Raw genomic sequence first — 13,856 nt, 5'->3', positions numbered from 1 at the left:
CGATGCCGATCCATATGATCACGATGCCCAAATGGGGCTTGTCGATGGAGCAGGGGCAGGTCAACGGGTGGCTCAAGGCCATCGGCGACAAGGTGGTGAAGGGCGACGAGATTCTCGACGTGGAAACGGACAAGATCTCGTCAGGCGTCGAGTGTGCGTTCGAGGGCATCCTGCGCCGGCAGATCGCCCAGGAGGGCGACACGCTGCCGATCGGCGCATTGCTGGCAGTGGTGGCGGACGCGGAGACGCCGGACGCGCAGATCGACGCCGAGGTCGAAGCGTTCCAGCGCGACTTCGTGCCGGCCACGTCGGCGGATGGCGACAGTGGGCCGCAACCGGAGAAAACGCAGATCGGCGGGCGCACCGTGCGCTATCTGAAACTCGGCGAAGGCGGCACGCCCGCGCTGCTGATTCACGGCTTCGGTGGCGATCTGAACAACTGGTTGTTCAATCACGCCGACCTTGCCGCGCATCGCGCCGTGTGGGCTCTGGATCTGCCGGGTCACGGCGAATCGGGCAAGACGCTCGACACCGGCAGTGCCGACGAACTCGCGGACAGCGTGATTGCCTTCATGGACGATCGCGGGATCGACAAAGTGCATCTGATCGGACACTCGATGGGCGCACTGATCGCGATGACCGTGGCGGCGAAAGCGCCGGGGCGGGTAGCGTCGCTGGCGTTGATCTCGGGCGCGGGTCTGGGCAAGGAGATCAACGGCGACTACATCCAGGGCTTCACTGAAGGCAGCAATCGCAATGCGCTCAAGCCGCAGTTGGCGAAACTCTTCGCCGACCCGAGTCTCGTGACGCGTCAACTGGTGGAGGACATCGTCAAGTACAAGCGGCTCGAAGGCGTGCCCGAGGCGCTGCGCAAGATCGCGGCGTCGGCCTTCGACGGTAACGTGCAACGCACGAGCTATCGGGACCGGCTGGCGGAACTCGCGCCGCGCAGTCTGGTGATCTGGGGCGCCGGCGATCAGATCATCCCGGCCGGGCATGCGCAGGGTCTGCCAGGCGACATCCGCGTTCATGTGCTCGACGGCAACGGGCATATGGTGCAGATGGAGGCGGCCTCCGAAGTGAATCGTCTGCTCAACGATTTTCTGGGGGGCTGAGATGGACGCCGCATTGCATGCCGACAGCGTCACCGCGCTCGGTCAGCACGGTAAGCGCAGCGCTGACAAGCTCGCGCGGATTCCGGTGAAGATCGTGCCGGCTACGGACGGCGAAGTCCTGCCGAAGCCGCCGTGGCTGCGCGCGAAACCGTTGATGAGCGAGACTGTCGCGGGCATTGCGGCTATCCTGCGCGAGCACCGTTTGCATTCGGTCTGCGAGGAGGCAATGTGCCCGAACATCGGCGAATGTTTTGCGCGGCGCACCGCAACGTTCATGATCATGGGCGGTATCTGTACACGGCGCTGTGCGTTCTGCGACGTCGCGCATGGCCGCCCGGCGCCGCTCGACGAGGCAGAGCCCGCTCGGCTTGCCGATGCCGTGGCGGCGCTTGGGTTGCGCTATGTCGTCGTGACGTCGGTGGATCGCGATGATCTGCGCGACGGCGGCGCGGCGCATTTTGCGCGCTGCGTGACCTTGCTGCGCGAGCGCGTGCCGGGCATTCGGGTCGAAGTGCTGACGCCGGATTTTCGTGGACGTATCGAGCGGGCGTTGCAGGCGCTCTCGGGCGCGTGGCCGGATGTATTCAATCACAACCTCGAAACGGTGCCCGCTCTCTATCGTGCCGCGCGTGCGGGCTCGGACTATCAGGGCTCGCTGCAACTGCTCGCGCGCGTCAAAGAGGCGAACGAGGCGATGCTGACCAAATCAGGGTTGATGGCCGGATTGGGGGAATCCGACGAAGAACTGCTCGGCGCAATGCGCGATCTGCGCGCGCATCGCGTGGACATCCTGACGATCGGGCAGTATCTCGCGCCGTCGCGTTTTCATATGCCGGTGCGGCGGTATGCGACGCCACGACAGTTCGACGCCTGGCGCGAGGCCGGCTTGGAGATGGGCTTTCGCGAAGTGGTGGCGGGGCCGCTGGTGCGCTCGTCGTATCGAGCGGACCAAATTGCCGATATCGCCATGGCACGCGCAACGCAATGATATGAAGAACGGTTGCCGCCCTCGCTTGTCGTTAGAGACGACAGCGAGGAGCGGCACCGTCGCCGTTCAAAAGCAGGCGCGGCTCGTCATTTCGCTTGCAACAATTTATGTCGGAATATGTCACGCAGCGCGAAAAACGCCCACAAACCCTTGTCGCGCGGGCCTTCCTCGTGGTGAAACAGGGTGACATATCTTCCCTGTCGATTGTGTCGGTGCGTCCTTCTATAGTCCGTTCTGTCGCCACGCAGCAGTGACAGAAGTGGCCCGAATCCAAGAAGGACATACCGTGAAAAATCATTCGTTCGTCGTCCCGGCCGCCGCCTCTGCCTTTGCCTCTGCAACCGACTCAGTGTCGAGCGCCTCATCCGCACGCGGCGCGCTGCGCAAGCTCGTCCTCTCCGCCACGGTCGCCGTGCTCGCGCTCGGTAGCGCATCGGCATTCGCCTGGTCGCAACACGGCACGGCGTACACCTCGCGCGGCACCTATAACGGCGCGCGTTACGGCTCGTGCGGCGGCAGCAGCTGTTCGCATGCGGGCGGCGTCGCCGGCCCTTACGGTGGCCTCGCGACCAACACCGGCACGGTGACGCGCAATGCGCCGGGCCAGTTCTCGAATTCGGGCACCGCGACGGGGCGCTACGGCAACTCCGTCCAGCATGCAGGCGACACCAGTTGCGCTGGTGGCACGTGCTCGCACACCGGGACGTTGACGGGCCCGGATGGCAAGACTGCCACCACTTCCGGCGATGTCACGAAGACCGGCACGGGGCAGTATTCGTCGTCGGGATCGGTAACGGGTTCGAACGGCAACACGGTCAACCACTCGGCGTCGACGAATTGCGCCGGCTCGACGTGCTCGCGTTCGGGCACCGTGACGGGTTCGGATGGCGGGACCGTCAACCACTCCGGCTCGGCCACGCGTGTGGCACCGGGTGTCGTGACGACTTCGACGAGCGTGACCGGCACGCATGGCAATACGGTGACGTCTAGCGGGACGGTCGTGGCGACCACGGGTGTCGTCGCGACGGGCGGCACGACGGTGGTGGTCGCGCCGAAGCCGGTTGTGGTTGCGCCGCCGGTTGTGTACGTGCCGCCGCCTCCGGTGGTGATGACACCTGCGCCAGTTGTCGTGACGCCTGCTCCGGTGGTGGTTGCGCCTAAGCCTGTCGTGGTCGCGCCGCCGGTTGTCTACGCACCTCCGCCCCCGCCGCCTGCCGTGTATGTCGCACCGCGGGTCGTGTATGTCGCGACGGCGCCGCGTCCGGTCGTGTGGGTGCCGGGTCACTGGATTGGGCGTGTCTGGGTGCCGGCGCATTGGTCCTGATGGGCGCGGCCATGCGAGTCAAATCCCGCGTGACAGTTGTGCAAGGTGGGGACATGGTGCGCCGATCGTCTTTCGATGCTTCATCGACACGGCGGTCTTATCTAGCAGGCGCGTTGGCAGCGATGGTGGTTGCCGCGGGCGTGGCGATTGCAATGAGCCGCTTCGTGGCAGCAGCGGATACGCGCGGGGCGAGTGGATCGTCGCAGGAATGTTCCACTCGCTACGCCGCGTTGCTCGATCTTGCGGAACTGGCGAGACGCGACGGCAAATCATCCGAGGTCGTCGTGCGCGGGCTGAGCGACAGAGGCGGTGTGATGAGCGGATGTTTGTCGGTGGGCGGCAGGGCTAATGCGGATTAGCGTTCTGATTGCTGCTCACGCCACTCACGCCACAAAAAAAGCGCTCCCGGTTCCATAACCGGGAGCGCTTTTTGCCATGCGCGGCGTAGTGGCGTTGCCGCGCTACCGCCCTTGCTGCTGCAAATACTGCCTGACATCGCTCAGCGTCACGCTGCCTTTATGGCTCGTGTCGATCTGATCGAAGTGCTTCGCCACAAAGCCGAGACCCTGGGTTTGCGCCTGCGCTTTGGTGACCGACGCGCCATTGCTGAGCGCCGAGTTCGCCCCGAGACGCGCCTCGAGCCGTTGTTGCGCTTGCTGCTGCAATGCCGTGCCGGTCGATGGCGCAATCGGTGCCGCCCGGTTTTGCGGGAAGAACGGACCGTCGACGCCGCGTGCGCCGTTGGGCGGCGTCGCGGGCGCCACCGCTTGCGGCGGCAACGCATATGCACTGCCGACCAGGCAGCCGAGAGCAATCAACGGGGAGACACGCCGTAACTTATCGATAAGAGACATGATGACTCGCATGGATTGAGTGAATAGGGTATCGCGAACGAGGTTCATCCGATCGGTTCCTTGAACGTTCCATGAGTGCGCGGTCAGGGCGCCGCCGCTTGCGCCGTGGCCGTGGCGGTCGGCTCGCTGGCGGGACTTTCGTCGCGCCACGGCGCCGGCAGCGTCCAGAGGGCGAGCGCATCGGGCAGCGGCGTGCCGCGATAGAAGCGCACGAGGTCGCGCTTCATCAGCGGACGGGCGACGTCGTCGAGATAGATCATGTGGCCACCCTGGAAGAAATTGACCTGCAAGTCAGGATTCAGGCCGGGCACGGTCTGCAACCGCGCCAACTGCTTCTCGGTATTGAGGAACGGCGTGGCCAGATCGTGGAAGCCGTTTTCCGAGAGCACCCTGAGTTGCGGATTGAGCGTCAGCGCACCGAGCAGGTCGGGGATCGTGTCGGGCAACGCCTGCCCGTCGTGCGAGAAATCCCACAGCTCGATGATGTTGTCGTTCAGCGGCATATAGGTCGCGTTCGGCGCCGTGTACCCGAGATAGTCCGGCATCTGGGTGGCGAGCGCCGTGGTGAACGGCTGCGAGATCAGGATGTCGGACGGATCGGAATCGCTCTGCAGACGCGGATCCGAATTCGGCAACGACACGCGCCCGTCATAGCGGCCGATCGTCGTGCCGGGCAGCAGGCTCGTCGAGAACGGATCGCGGTTGAAATAGCCCTGCAATGCCTGCACGGTCAAACCCGACGGCAGGGTCCAGGACTCGAGCGTTTTCGCATTGGGGAAGACGGGCTTGCCCAACGCGTCGGGTATGCCGAGCTGGCTGAGCACCCATGACTGCGAGTAACGCCTGAACTTCTTATATTCCGCCGTGACGAACAGGCTGGTCTGCAACGCGTAAAGATCCTGATTGAGCGGCGCGGGCGACGCCTGGTTGTAGTACGCCGCGACCTCCGCATAGCCGGGGAAATAGCCCGCCAGCGTATCCGTATCGAGCGCCAGCTCTTCCGACGACGCCGTGATGGCGACGGCTTCGATCGCATCGGCGAAATAGTTCAGGATTGCCGATTGCAGCACGATGCCGGTCAGATGCACGCCGGCGGATTCGAGCGCCAGCGCCAGCATGTCGGTACGCGGCGTGCCGTACGACTCGCCATACAGATAGATCGGCGAGCCGCTGCGATTGTTGACCGCCAGATAGCGCTGGATGAAGTCGCGCATGATGTTGACGTCGGCGTCGGTCGTCCAGTACTTCTTGTTCGTGTTCGGCAGAATCGCTTCGGAAAGCCCGGTTCCGGGCGGGTCGATGAAGACCATGTCCGTGGTGTCGATCAGGCTCTCCTTGTTATCCACGAGCGGATAGTTCGGCCAGTTGCCGAACACCGGGTCGGGCGTGGCCACGCGCGTCGGCGCGAATGAGCCGAGCCGCAGCCAGATCGAGGAAGAGCCCGGGCCGCCGTTATAGACGAACGTGACGGGGCGCGCCGCGCCGTTCACGCCCGGCGCGGTGTACGCCACATACGACATGGTGGCTTCGGGGTTGCCGTTCGCATCGGCCGCCGTCAGATGGCCGGTGGTGGTGGTGTAGTTGATCGGCGTCTTGCCGAGCGTCCACTGGTAGTGCATGACCGCCGCCTTCTCCGCGGCCTGGGCCGGCGCGAGACCGTCGTTGGCTTTGGCCGAATAGGCGACCAGGTCGATATAGGTTTGATTGGCGGTCGGCGCCTGCGGCTGCGAAGCGGCCTGGGCGCTGAGTTGCTGATTCGCAGCGGTCTGCTGCATGCTCACGGCCGTGCCGGAGGACGAACTGCCGTCCCCGCCGCCGCATCCGCCGAGCAGCATGACCGTTGCTGCCATTGCCATTGTCAGGGTTCCTGGAGCCGGCAGCTTGCGCTGACGAAAAGGGCTATTGCCTCGAAGACGCTCGTCTCGTTTCATCTCTATCCTCGGTGGTGGATTCAGATACCTTTTCACAAAGGCCGCTGTAGCGGATGAAGATGCATCGGAGTTCGAAATATTCTGGATGCATCGCCGCAATGCAGCGGTGGAGACCAATTTTGTTAAAAATGCATAGTCATTTCCCTGCTATGCGGGATGCGTAGAATAACTAAATATTGTGATTGAATATTCCGGTTATCTCGGCATGTTTTTCCGTTTTTCCGCAATCGAATATTCGTATATTGGCGGCAGATAAAAAATAGGTGACGCCGTAGCCCTTTGTCAAGGACGCGACGAATTTCCGTAATGACGGCTTCGGAATGCTACGCGTGGATTCGTGCGGAAGTGAGTGCGTACGGGCTTTACGGCGCAATTAATTCGCTGATTATTTATTACAAAATGGAAGTTTTTGTTTGCTAAACGTAATGATTAATTTGTGTGGATTGCCCGGTTATGCCAATTGATTTTCCGGGTGAATCAGATTGAGTTCCAGAAATACCGCGCCGGCAATCGGATTGAAGACATAAGCCGGAATCCGTTCGAAACCCAGCGATGCATAAAGCTCGAGCGCGGCTCGCATGGTCGGCAGCGAGTCGAGGCGCATGCGGTGATATCCGGCGTCTCTCGCGATATCGCAAATGCGCGTCGCCAATTGCCTGCCGGCCTGCAGACCGCGTCCCGCTGGACGAACATAGAGCCGTTTCATTTCGCACGTCGTGTCGTCGAGAGGCCGCATGGCGACGCAGCCAACGAGTTCTTCATCGTTGTGCGCGAGAAGCACCCGGCCTCGCGGTGCCGCGAATTTGCCGGGCAAGTCGGCGAGTTCGGACTCGAAGTTCTGGAAGCTGAGATCGATGCCCAGGCTCTCGGCGTATTCGCGGAAGATGGCCCGGACCGCTTCCAGTTGCTGTGGGAATTGGGCGGTCGTGATCTGGATCATGGGTGTTCGTGGGTCGTGCGGTCCTATTGCGGTTCCACTAGCACCAGCGGGAAACGGATCTCGAACGTCGTCCCCACCCCTTCGCGCGAGACGAAATGGATGTGTCCGTTCAACACGCGGCACAGTTCCTTGACGATGGCGAGACCGAGCCCGGTGCCGGGAATATCTTCGCCCGCGGCGCGCTCGAATTCGTCGAACACGCGGTCCGCATCCGAAGGCGCGATGCCCACGCCGGTATCCGCGACGCGAATCGACCAGTGCTCCGCGTCGGCCATCGCGAAGTTCAATTCGATTTCCCCCGATTTCGTGTACTTGGTCGCGTTGGAGAGCAGATTGACGGCGATCTGTTTGAGCTTGAGACGATTGGATGTGACCGCCATCAACGCAGGATCGAATGCCGCGCGCAACGTGAGTCCTTTTGCCTCGATCGAAGGACGCGACGAGGTGACGAGCTCGTCGTACAGCTCGCGCAGTTCAACCTGTTCGAATGCGAACGGGGCGCCGTCGCCGAGCACCATGGAATACTCGACCATCTGCTCGACCAGCTGTTTCATATCGGCAGCCTGACGGTTCGCCAGCGTCAACGCCGTTTCGGCCCTGGCAGGCGCGCGCGAGATCAATTGCAGCGCGATGGAAAAGGTGTTCAAAAAATTGCGCAGATCGTGGACCACGCTGCGTGTGATCTGCATACGCGACTCGTACAGGTCGCTCACCAGCCGCTGCTTCAGCATCAACTCGTGATTGGCGCGCTCGAGCCGGCCGGTGTACTCGTCTATCTTGCGGTCCCGTTCGCTGACCACTTCCCTGATCGACGTGAGCGTGACCATGCTGAAGGTTTCGGCGATCAGGCGCCGTGCCCGGCTCTCATGGCGGCGCGTGAAGGTGCTGTCGAGACTGGCGAATTCCTCGAGCGCTTCGGCCAGCACCTGATCGAAGAGATCGAGTTCGCGCACCAGTTCCTCGATACGATAGCCCTGGCGCCAGCGGACCTTGCCGTGTTTTCTCGCATTGCGCTCGATGGTCGTCTCGACCCGTTCGAGATCTTCGACATCGAGCGCCGCGCACAGTCCTTCGAGAATCTCCGGCAGATGATCCGCCAGTTGCTGATAAGTGAGTTTGTCCGCTTCGACGAGATCGGTGTCGCCGAATACGGCATTCATCCATTGCTCGGTGAGTCGGGTCCGTTCCGCGCGAACGAAGTCAGCAAAATTGCGCAGCGGGCTAACACGTGTGTCGGTCATGATGGCGCATTGGGGTGAAGTTTCTACAACGTACAAAGGCTCGAACTACCCACGCGCGTCGGACCGGAGGCGCATGGCGTGCCTCACAGGACAGGTACTTTCGGCTGGAGTCAATTAAAGGCCTGGCCGGCAAGCTCTCTGCCCTCGCGTGTCCCGAAAGCGTCGCCGCAGCCGATTATTCGCACCATTATCGCCGCAATCGCGGATTGTGGAACACCTCTTGCGGCGCTGTAGTCGGATGACAATAACGCTAACTCGAACGTTTTAACCCGGCGGCCTCTGATGCACTCAATCTTGCTGGTGGACGACGAGCCGGAAATCCTGGCGGCGTGGCGCCTGATACTCGAGAACGAAGGTTACGAAGTCGGTTGCGCGAGCAACGGCGCGGAGGCGGTCGCGCGTGCCGCAGCCAGCGTTCCCGCCCTGATCATCACCGACTGGATGATGCCCCTAGTGGACGGCGCTGAATTGTGCCGTCGACTGAAGGCGATACCGGAACTCGCCAACGTGCCGATTCTCGTGCATACCGCTGTTCCGCCGCCCGAGGGCGCGGTCAAGAACTGGGATGTCTGCCTGAGAAAGCCGGTAGGCGCGGAGCTTTTTCTGACGACGGTCGCGCAACTGTGCAAGCAGCGGTATTAGCTGTTGATCGTTTGAGCGCACAACGGGCAGTTTCTTCCGATTCTCGCGTGCCGCACTTTGATGACCGGCAATATTGTCTCGCGCATTTCTCTGCGCCTCGCATCAATCCGAATTGAGCACCTTCAAAAAATCGACGAATGCGCGCAACGGCGCCGGCAAATGACGATGCCCCGGATAGTAGAGAAACGGCCCTGAAAAACGCTGCCACCACGGCTCCAGAATCGGCTCCAATGCGCCGCTGTCGAGATGCGGGCGAAGCATGTCTTCGAACAGATGAATGACACCCACGCCCGCGACGGCCGCGCTGACCGCGAGATCGATTGCCGCGCCGGGCCGCACCAGCAGCGGTCCCGATGGATTCAACTGCAACACTTCGCCATCGCGCTCGAAATACCAGATCGGCATGGCGCCACCGGCGAACTGTCCGCGCAGGCACGCATGCGAGAGCAACTCGCTGGGATGATCGGGACGGCCGTACGCGTCGAGATAGCCCGGCGCTGCTGCCGTGGCGAAGCATTGCACGCGCGGTCCGATCGGAATCGCGATCATGTCCTGTTCGAGCCGCTCGTCATAGCGAATGCCGGCGTCGCAGCCGATCGACAGCACGTCGACGAAACCATCCTCGACCACGACCTCGACGCGGATGTCCGGATACGTCTTCAGGAAGGCAGCGACGATGCTCGGCAAGACGATCCGGGCGGCGCTCGACGGTACGTTCAGTTTGAGCGCGCCGGCCGGCTTGTCCCTGAACACGTTCAGCACGTCCAGCGCCGCTTCCATCTCGCTGAAGAGCGGCGTCAGCTTCTCGATGAGACGCAAGCCGGCCTCGGTCGGCGCCACGCTGCGCGTGGTGCGGTTGAGCAGGCGCAGACCGAGCTTGGCCTCGAGGCGGCGCACGGCGATGCTCAGACTCGACGCCGACACGCCGCTGATGCGTGCCGCGTCGCGAAAGCCGCCCGCGCGGGTGACCGAGACGAAGGCGGCCAGATCGTTCAATTCCATGGCGATTGTGCAGAATTTTAAACAACCCGTACACGTTAGACGGCTTTATTTAACAATGCAACCACGTCCATACTGGCGTTCAACCACTCACCAAGGAGCGCGTCATGTCGAATCTCATCACCACGGACACCTTTCCGCTCGCCGGCCGCTCGGTACGCCGCATGGGCTACGGCGCCATGCAACTGGCCGGCCCCGGCGTATTCGGGCCGCCGAAGGATCGCGATGCAGCGCTCGCCGTGTTGCGCGAAGCGGTGGCGTCGGGCGTCAACCACATCGATACGAGCGACTTTTACGGGCCGCACGTCACCAACCAGTTGATCCGCGAAGCGCTGCATCCTTATCCCGGCGACCTCGTGATCGTCACCAAGGTGGGCGCGGTGCGCGGCAGCGACGGCGCGTGGCTGCCGGCATTCGAACCGGACGATATCGAGCGCGGCGTGCACGACAACCTGCGCAATCTCGGCCTCGATGTGCTCGAGGTCGTGAACATGCGGATCATGGGCAGCGTGCATGCGCCCGCCGAGGGTTCGATCGAAAAGCAGGTCACGGCACTGGCCGAACTTCAGCGACGTGGACTCGTGCGCCACATTGGCTTGAGCAACGTGACGGCGACGCAGATAACGGAGGCGCAGCGCATCGCCGAGATCGTCTGTGTGCAGAATCACTACAACCTGGTGCACCGGGAGGACGACGCACTGATCGAGGAACTCGCGGGGAAGGGGATCGCATATGTGCCGTTCTTCCCGCTTGGCGGGTTCACGCCGATTCAGTCGTCAGCGCTGTCGGACATTGCACAAACACTCGGCGCCACGCCGATGCAAGTCGCGCTCGCTTGGCTGTTGCAGCGGGCACCGAACATTCTGCTGATCCCCGGCACGTCGAGCGTCGGGCATCTGCGTGAAAATCTGCAGGCGTCGCAATTGAAATTGTCCGCCGAGGTGTGCGCGGAACTGGATGCGATCGGTCTCGCCAACGGCGAAGCGTGATCGCAAAGCACTGCGATTTCACACCGAATTCGCGATGGTCTCCCGCAGCCACTGATGTGCCGGATCGCGGTGCGAGCGCTCATGCCAGAGCATCGCGATCTCGTAGCCCGGCACATCCAGTGGCGGCTCGACCACCCGCAGCGCGCTGTTGTCGCGTACCAGCCGTTCCGGAAGCATGCCCACCAGGTCGGTGCTTGCAAGAGCCGACAACATGAACAAAAAGTGCGGCACGGACAGCACGACCCGACGCGTCATGCCGGCCTTCGCGAGCGCTTCGTCCGTCGCGCCGGCAAATCCGCCGCCGTCCGGCGATACGATCACGTGCTCCAGTTTGCAGAACTGCGCGAGCGTCGGCCGGCGCTTCAGACGCGGGTGACCCGCGCGGCCCACCAGAACATAGCGCTCGGCGAACAGCACCCGGTGGCGCAATCCTTCGGGCGCGCCTTCGCTGGTATGAAATCCCAGATCGATCTCCCCTTGTTCCGCTTGCCGCGCAATACGTGGCGGAGCCAATTCGACGACGGCGAGGCGCGTGCCCGGCGCCGCCGCGCGCAAGCCGGCCAGCGCGGGCAGGATGATCGTCAATTCGACGTAGTCGGTCGCGGCAATGCGCCAGCTTTGCGTTGCTTCGGCGGGATCGAAAGGGCGCGCCGGCGCCACCGCGCGTTCGAGTGCTTCGAGCGCTTCGCGCAAGGGTTCGCGCAACGCCTCGGCGCGCGCGGTGGGCCGCATGCCGCGCGGTCCGGGCAGCAACAGCGGGTCGCCAAGGACATCGCGCAGTTTGGCCAGATGCACGCTGACCGACGGCTGCGAGAAGTTCAGCCGCTCCGCCGCGCGCGTGACATTGTGCTCCGACAGCAGCACGTCGAGCGTGACGAGCAGGTTGAGGTCGAGCCTCCTGAGATTATTCATGGCTATACCTGACATATTGGCAATTCATTTCCAATATACCGGAGCGAGGTCTATCTTTGGTTTCTTTCAACCATGAAGGCCATGTGATGAACGTTCTTCTTGTTTATGCGCACCCGGAACCCAAGTCGTTGAATGGGGCGCTCAGGGACTTTGCGGTCAAACGTCTTGAAGATGCCGGACACACCGTTCAGGTATCCGACCTTTACGCAATGCAGTGGAAAGCATCGCTCGATGCGCACGACAGCCTCGCGAAACAACCCGGCGAGCGCTTTGATCCGGCGCTCGACTCGAAGCGTGCGTTCGAGAACGGGCTGCAGAGTAAAGACATCGAACTCGAACAGGAAAAGCTGGTGTGGGCGGATGCCGTGATCCTGCAGTTTCCGCTCTGGTGGTTCACCATGCCGGCCATTCTTAAAGGCTGGGTGGAGCGCGTGTATGCGTACGGCTTTGCATACGGCGTCGGCGAGCATTCCGATGCGCGCTGGGGCGAGCGCTACGGCGAGGGCAAACTCGCCGGCAAGCGCGCGATGCTGATGGTCACGACGGGTGGTTGGGAATCGCACTACAGTCCGCGCGGCATCAACGGTCCGATGGACGACGTGCTGTTCCCGATTCAGCACGGCATTCTGTATTACCCCGGCTTCGACGTGTTGCCGCCGTTCGTGATCTACCAGACGAGCCGCATCGACGAAACGAACTATCCGGAGGTGCGTGATGCGCTCGGGCAACGGCTCGACGATCTTTGGACCGCAGCGCCGATTCCGTTCCGGCCGCAGAACAGCGGCGCATACACGATTCCGGAACTGACGCTGCGGGCGGATATCGAGCCCGAAAAGGTCGGGTTCGGTGCGCACGTCGAATAGGATCCTGACGGGGCGCGCGTAGTAGGTTCTTCATACAAGGAGGCGCGCCTCTTGTCGCGACCCCAAGCTGACGGGATCGTATGTTTCGCTGAAATTTGGTTGTAAGTCGCCGTTGCTAGAGTCGTCCACAGAATTGTGCCGCCGTATGCCGGACAGTGGACACCTGGAAAGGGAAGAGCGACAAACCATGAATAAAGCTCGTGCGTTCTGGCTCATTCTGACGCTGCTTTTTACGACGCCCGCCTGGGCGTTTCATTCGCGCGTCGTCACCATTCCGAGCGCGGCCATGCATAAGTCGCTCGAAGCGACCGTCGTGCTGCCCGATCAATATGCGCGCGGCAAAGCGGCCGACCGCTTTCCGGTCGTCTATCTGCTGCACGGCTCGGGCGGCGACTACACCGACTGGACCTCGAATTCGCAGATCGGCAAGCTGGCCGACCGCTATCACGTGATCCTCGTGATGCCCGATGGCGGCCACGAAAGCTGGTACATCGACAGTCCGGTCGATCCGCACAGCCGTTACGAGACCTATGTGGGCACTGAGGTGGTGGGTTACGTCGACGCGCATTTCCGCACGATCGCGACGCGTCAGGCGCGCGCCATTACCGGCTTGAGCATGGGCGGCTTCGGCGCCTTGCATATCGCGCTGGACCGGCCGGACGAGTTCGGCGCCGCGGGCAGCATCAGCGGTGCGGTGGATCCGCGTGGCTGCGAGGACGAGCCGGGCATCGACCAGGTATTCGGCGATCCGATGCGGCATGCCGACTTCTGGAACAACGAGGCGATCGTCGAGAATGCACGCAGTTTCGGCAACGCGCATATCGCGCTCACGATCGACTGCGGGGTGAACGACTCGCTGGTGCAATCGAACCGCACGCTGCACGAGCGGCTGGTCGAACTCGGCGTGCCGCACGACTACGCGGAGCGGCCCGGTGGCCACACCTGGAAGTACTGGGCCAACGCGGTGCAGTATCAGGTGCTGTTTTTCGCCGGGACGTTCAAGCGCAACGGGGCCACTACTGCGGCAAGCGCCGCAGCTTGAGGCTGTGCCCGTGCAT

At 62.6% G+C, this 13,856-nt stretch carries 14 protein-coding genes; 8 read left to right on the top strand and 6 right to left on the bottom strand.

Going from position 1 to position 13,856, the window contains the following annotated elements; genetic code table 11:
• Positions 1–2: 2 nt before the first annotated feature.
• The 4 genes from P0D80_RS05175 (at position 3) to P0D80_RS05160 (ending at position 3,786) form a co-directional block, all read left to right on the top strand.
• Complete coding sequence (locus P0D80_RS05175; RefSeq protein ID WP_408281797.1) at positions 3–1,115, top strand: acetoin dehydrogenase dihydrolipoyllysine-residue acetyltransferase subunit; 1,113 nt, start codon at positions 3–5, stop codon at positions 1,113–1,115.
• A 1-nt stretch (position 1,116) separates the two neighbouring features.
• Positions 1,117–2,103, top strand: a complete 987-nt coding sequence (gene lipA / locus P0D80_RS05170; RefSeq protein ID WP_408281794.1) for a lipoyl synthase — start codon at positions 1,117–1,119, stop codon at positions 2,101–2,103.
• A gap of 286 nt (positions 2,104–2,389) precedes the next feature.
• A complete protein-coding gene (locus P0D80_RS05165; RefSeq protein WP_408281792.1) occupies positions 2,390–3,427 on the top strand; it encodes a hypothetical protein in 1,038 nt (345 codons plus the stop codon).
• Positions 3,428–3,579: 152 nt separating this feature from the next.
• On the top strand, positions 3,580–3,786 hold the full coding sequence (locus tag P0D80_RS05160; RefSeq protein ID WP_408281789.1) for a hypothetical protein: 207 nt from the start codon (positions 3,580–3,582) through the stop codon (positions 3,784–3,786).
• 102 nt (positions 3,787–3,888) lie between these two features.
• Here the strand turns inward: P0D80_RS05160 and P0D80_RS05155 are convergent, their stop codons facing one another.
• The 4 genes from P0D80_RS05155 to P0D80_RS05140 form a co-directional block, all read right to left on the bottom strand.
• Entirely contained in the window at positions 3,889–4,281 is a 393-nt protein-coding gene (locus P0D80_RS05155; RefSeq protein ID WP_243658530.1) for a 2-oxoglutarate dehydrogenase, read from the bottom strand.
• An 83-nt stretch (positions 4,282–4,364) separates the two neighbouring features.
• A complete protein-coding gene (locus P0D80_RS05150; RefSeq protein WP_408281788.1) occupies positions 4,365–6,212 on the bottom strand; it encodes a S10 family serine carboxypeptidase-like protein in 1,848 nt (615 codons plus the stop codon).
• A 451-nt stretch (positions 6,213–6,663) separates the two neighbouring features.
• Positions 6,664–7,152 (bottom strand): GNAT family N-acetyltransferase, encoded by a 489-nt coding sequence (locus tag P0D80_RS05145; RefSeq protein WP_408281786.1) that lies wholly within the window; start codon positions 7,150–7,152, stop codon positions 6,664–6,666.
• A gap of 23 nt (positions 7,153–7,175) precedes the next feature.
• The gene (locus P0D80_RS05140) at positions 7,176–8,393 is read right to left on the bottom strand and encodes a sensor histidine kinase (RefSeq protein ID WP_408281784.1); all 1,218 of its coding nucleotides are present in this window, start codon (positions 8,391–8,393) and stop codon (positions 7,176–7,178) included.
• 282 nt (positions 8,394–8,675) lie between these two features.
• On the opposite strand from P0D80_RS05140, the gene P0D80_RS05135 reads away from it, so the two are divergent.
• Positions 8,676–9,035, top strand: a complete 360-nt coding sequence (locus P0D80_RS05135; RefSeq protein ID WP_408281781.1) for a response regulator — start codon at positions 8,676–8,678, stop codon at positions 9,033–9,035.
• A gap of 102 nt (positions 9,036–9,137) precedes the next feature.
• Here the strand turns inward: P0D80_RS05135 and P0D80_RS05130 are convergent, their stop codons facing one another.
• Positions 9,138–10,037, bottom strand: a complete 900-nt coding sequence (locus tag P0D80_RS05130) for a LysR family transcriptional regulator (protein ID WP_408281780.1) — start codon at positions 10,035–10,037, stop codon at positions 9,138–9,140.
• A 104-nt stretch (positions 10,038–10,141) separates the two neighbouring features.
• Between P0D80_RS05130 and P0D80_RS05125 the strand changes: the two genes are divergently transcribed.
• Positions 10,142–11,023 (top strand): aldo/keto reductase family oxidoreductase, encoded by an 882-nt coding sequence (locus tag P0D80_RS05125; RefSeq protein WP_408281777.1) that lies wholly within the window; start codon positions 10,142–10,144, stop codon positions 11,021–11,023.
• An 18-nt stretch (positions 11,024–11,041) separates the two neighbouring features.
• On the opposite strand, the gene P0D80_RS05120 is transcribed toward P0D80_RS05125, so the two are convergent.
• Positions 11,042–11,950, bottom strand: a complete 909-nt coding sequence (locus P0D80_RS05120) for a LysR family transcriptional regulator (protein ID WP_408281774.1) — start codon at positions 11,948–11,950, stop codon at positions 11,042–11,044.
• 71 nt (positions 11,951–12,021) lie between these two features.
• Between P0D80_RS05120 and P0D80_RS05115 the strand changes: the two genes are divergently transcribed.
• Both P0D80_RS05115 and P0D80_RS05110 read left to right on the top strand, forming a co-directional pair.
• Positions 12,022–12,798 (top strand): NAD(P)H-dependent oxidoreductase, encoded by a 777-nt coding sequence (locus P0D80_RS05115; protein WP_408281772.1) that lies wholly within the window; start codon positions 12,022–12,024, stop codon positions 12,796–12,798.
• A gap of 187 nt (positions 12,799–12,985) precedes the next feature.
• On the top strand, positions 12,986–13,840 hold the full coding sequence (locus P0D80_RS05110) for an alpha/beta hydrolase (protein WP_408281769.1): 855 nt from the start codon (positions 12,986–12,988) through the stop codon (positions 13,838–13,840).
• The last annotated feature ends 16 nt before the right edge of the window (positions 13,841–13,856 follow it).

Source organism: Paraburkholderia sp. RL17-373-BIF-A, from assembly GCF_046030175.1.
Taxonomy (GTDB): Bacteria; Pseudomonadota; Gammaproteobacteria; order Burkholderiales; family Burkholderiaceae; genus Paraburkholderia.
This window is presented reverse-complemented; position numbering and strand designations above follow the sequence as displayed.

Coding starts and splice junctions, on each gene's coding strand:
- P0D80_RS05175 (WP_408281797.1), top strand. CDS start 3: ATGCCGATCCATATGATCACGATGCCCAAATGGGGCTTGTCGATGGAG.
- lipA (WP_408281794.1), top strand. CDS start 1,117: ATGGACGCCGCATTGCATGCCGACAGCGTCACCGCGCTCGGTCAGCAC.
- P0D80_RS05160 (WP_408281789.1), top strand. CDS start 3,580: ATGAGCCGCTTCGTGGCAGCAGCGGATACGCGCGGGGCGAGTGGATCG.
- P0D80_RS05155 (WP_243658530.1), bottom strand. CDS start 4,281: ATGTCTCTTATCGATAAGTTACGGCGTGTCTCCCCGTTGATTGCTCTC.
- P0D80_RS05150 (WP_408281788.1), bottom strand. CDS start 6,212: ATGAAACGAGACGAGCGTCTTCGAGGCAATAGCCCTTTTCGTCAGCGC.
- P0D80_RS05145 (WP_408281786.1), bottom strand. CDS start 7,152: ATGATCCAGATCACGACCGCCCAATTCCCACAGCAACTGGAAGCGGTC.
- P0D80_RS05140 (WP_408281784.1), bottom strand. CDS start 8,393: ATGACCGACACACGTGTTAGCCCGCTGCGCAATTTTGCTGACTTCGTT.
- P0D80_RS05135 (WP_408281781.1), top strand. CDS start 8,676: ATGCACTCAATCTTGCTGGTGGACGACGAGCCGGAAATCCTGGCGGCG.
- P0D80_RS05130 (WP_408281780.1), bottom strand. CDS start 10,037: ATGGAATTGAACGATCTGGCCGCCTTCGTCTCGGTCACCCGCGCGGGC.
- P0D80_RS05125 (WP_408281777.1), top strand. CDS start 10,142: ATGTCGAATCTCATCACCACGGACACCTTTCCGCTCGCCGGCCGCTCG.
- P0D80_RS05120 (WP_408281774.1), bottom strand. CDS start 11,950: ATGTCAGGTATAGCCATGAATAATCTCAGGAGGCTCGACCTCAACCTG.
- P0D80_RS05115 (WP_408281772.1), top strand. CDS start 12,022: ATGAACGTTCTTCTTGTTTATGCGCACCCGGAACCCAAGTCGTTGAAT.
- P0D80_RS05110 (WP_408281769.1), top strand. CDS start 12,986: ATGAATAAAGCTCGTGCGTTCTGGCTCATTCTGACGCTGCTTTTTACG.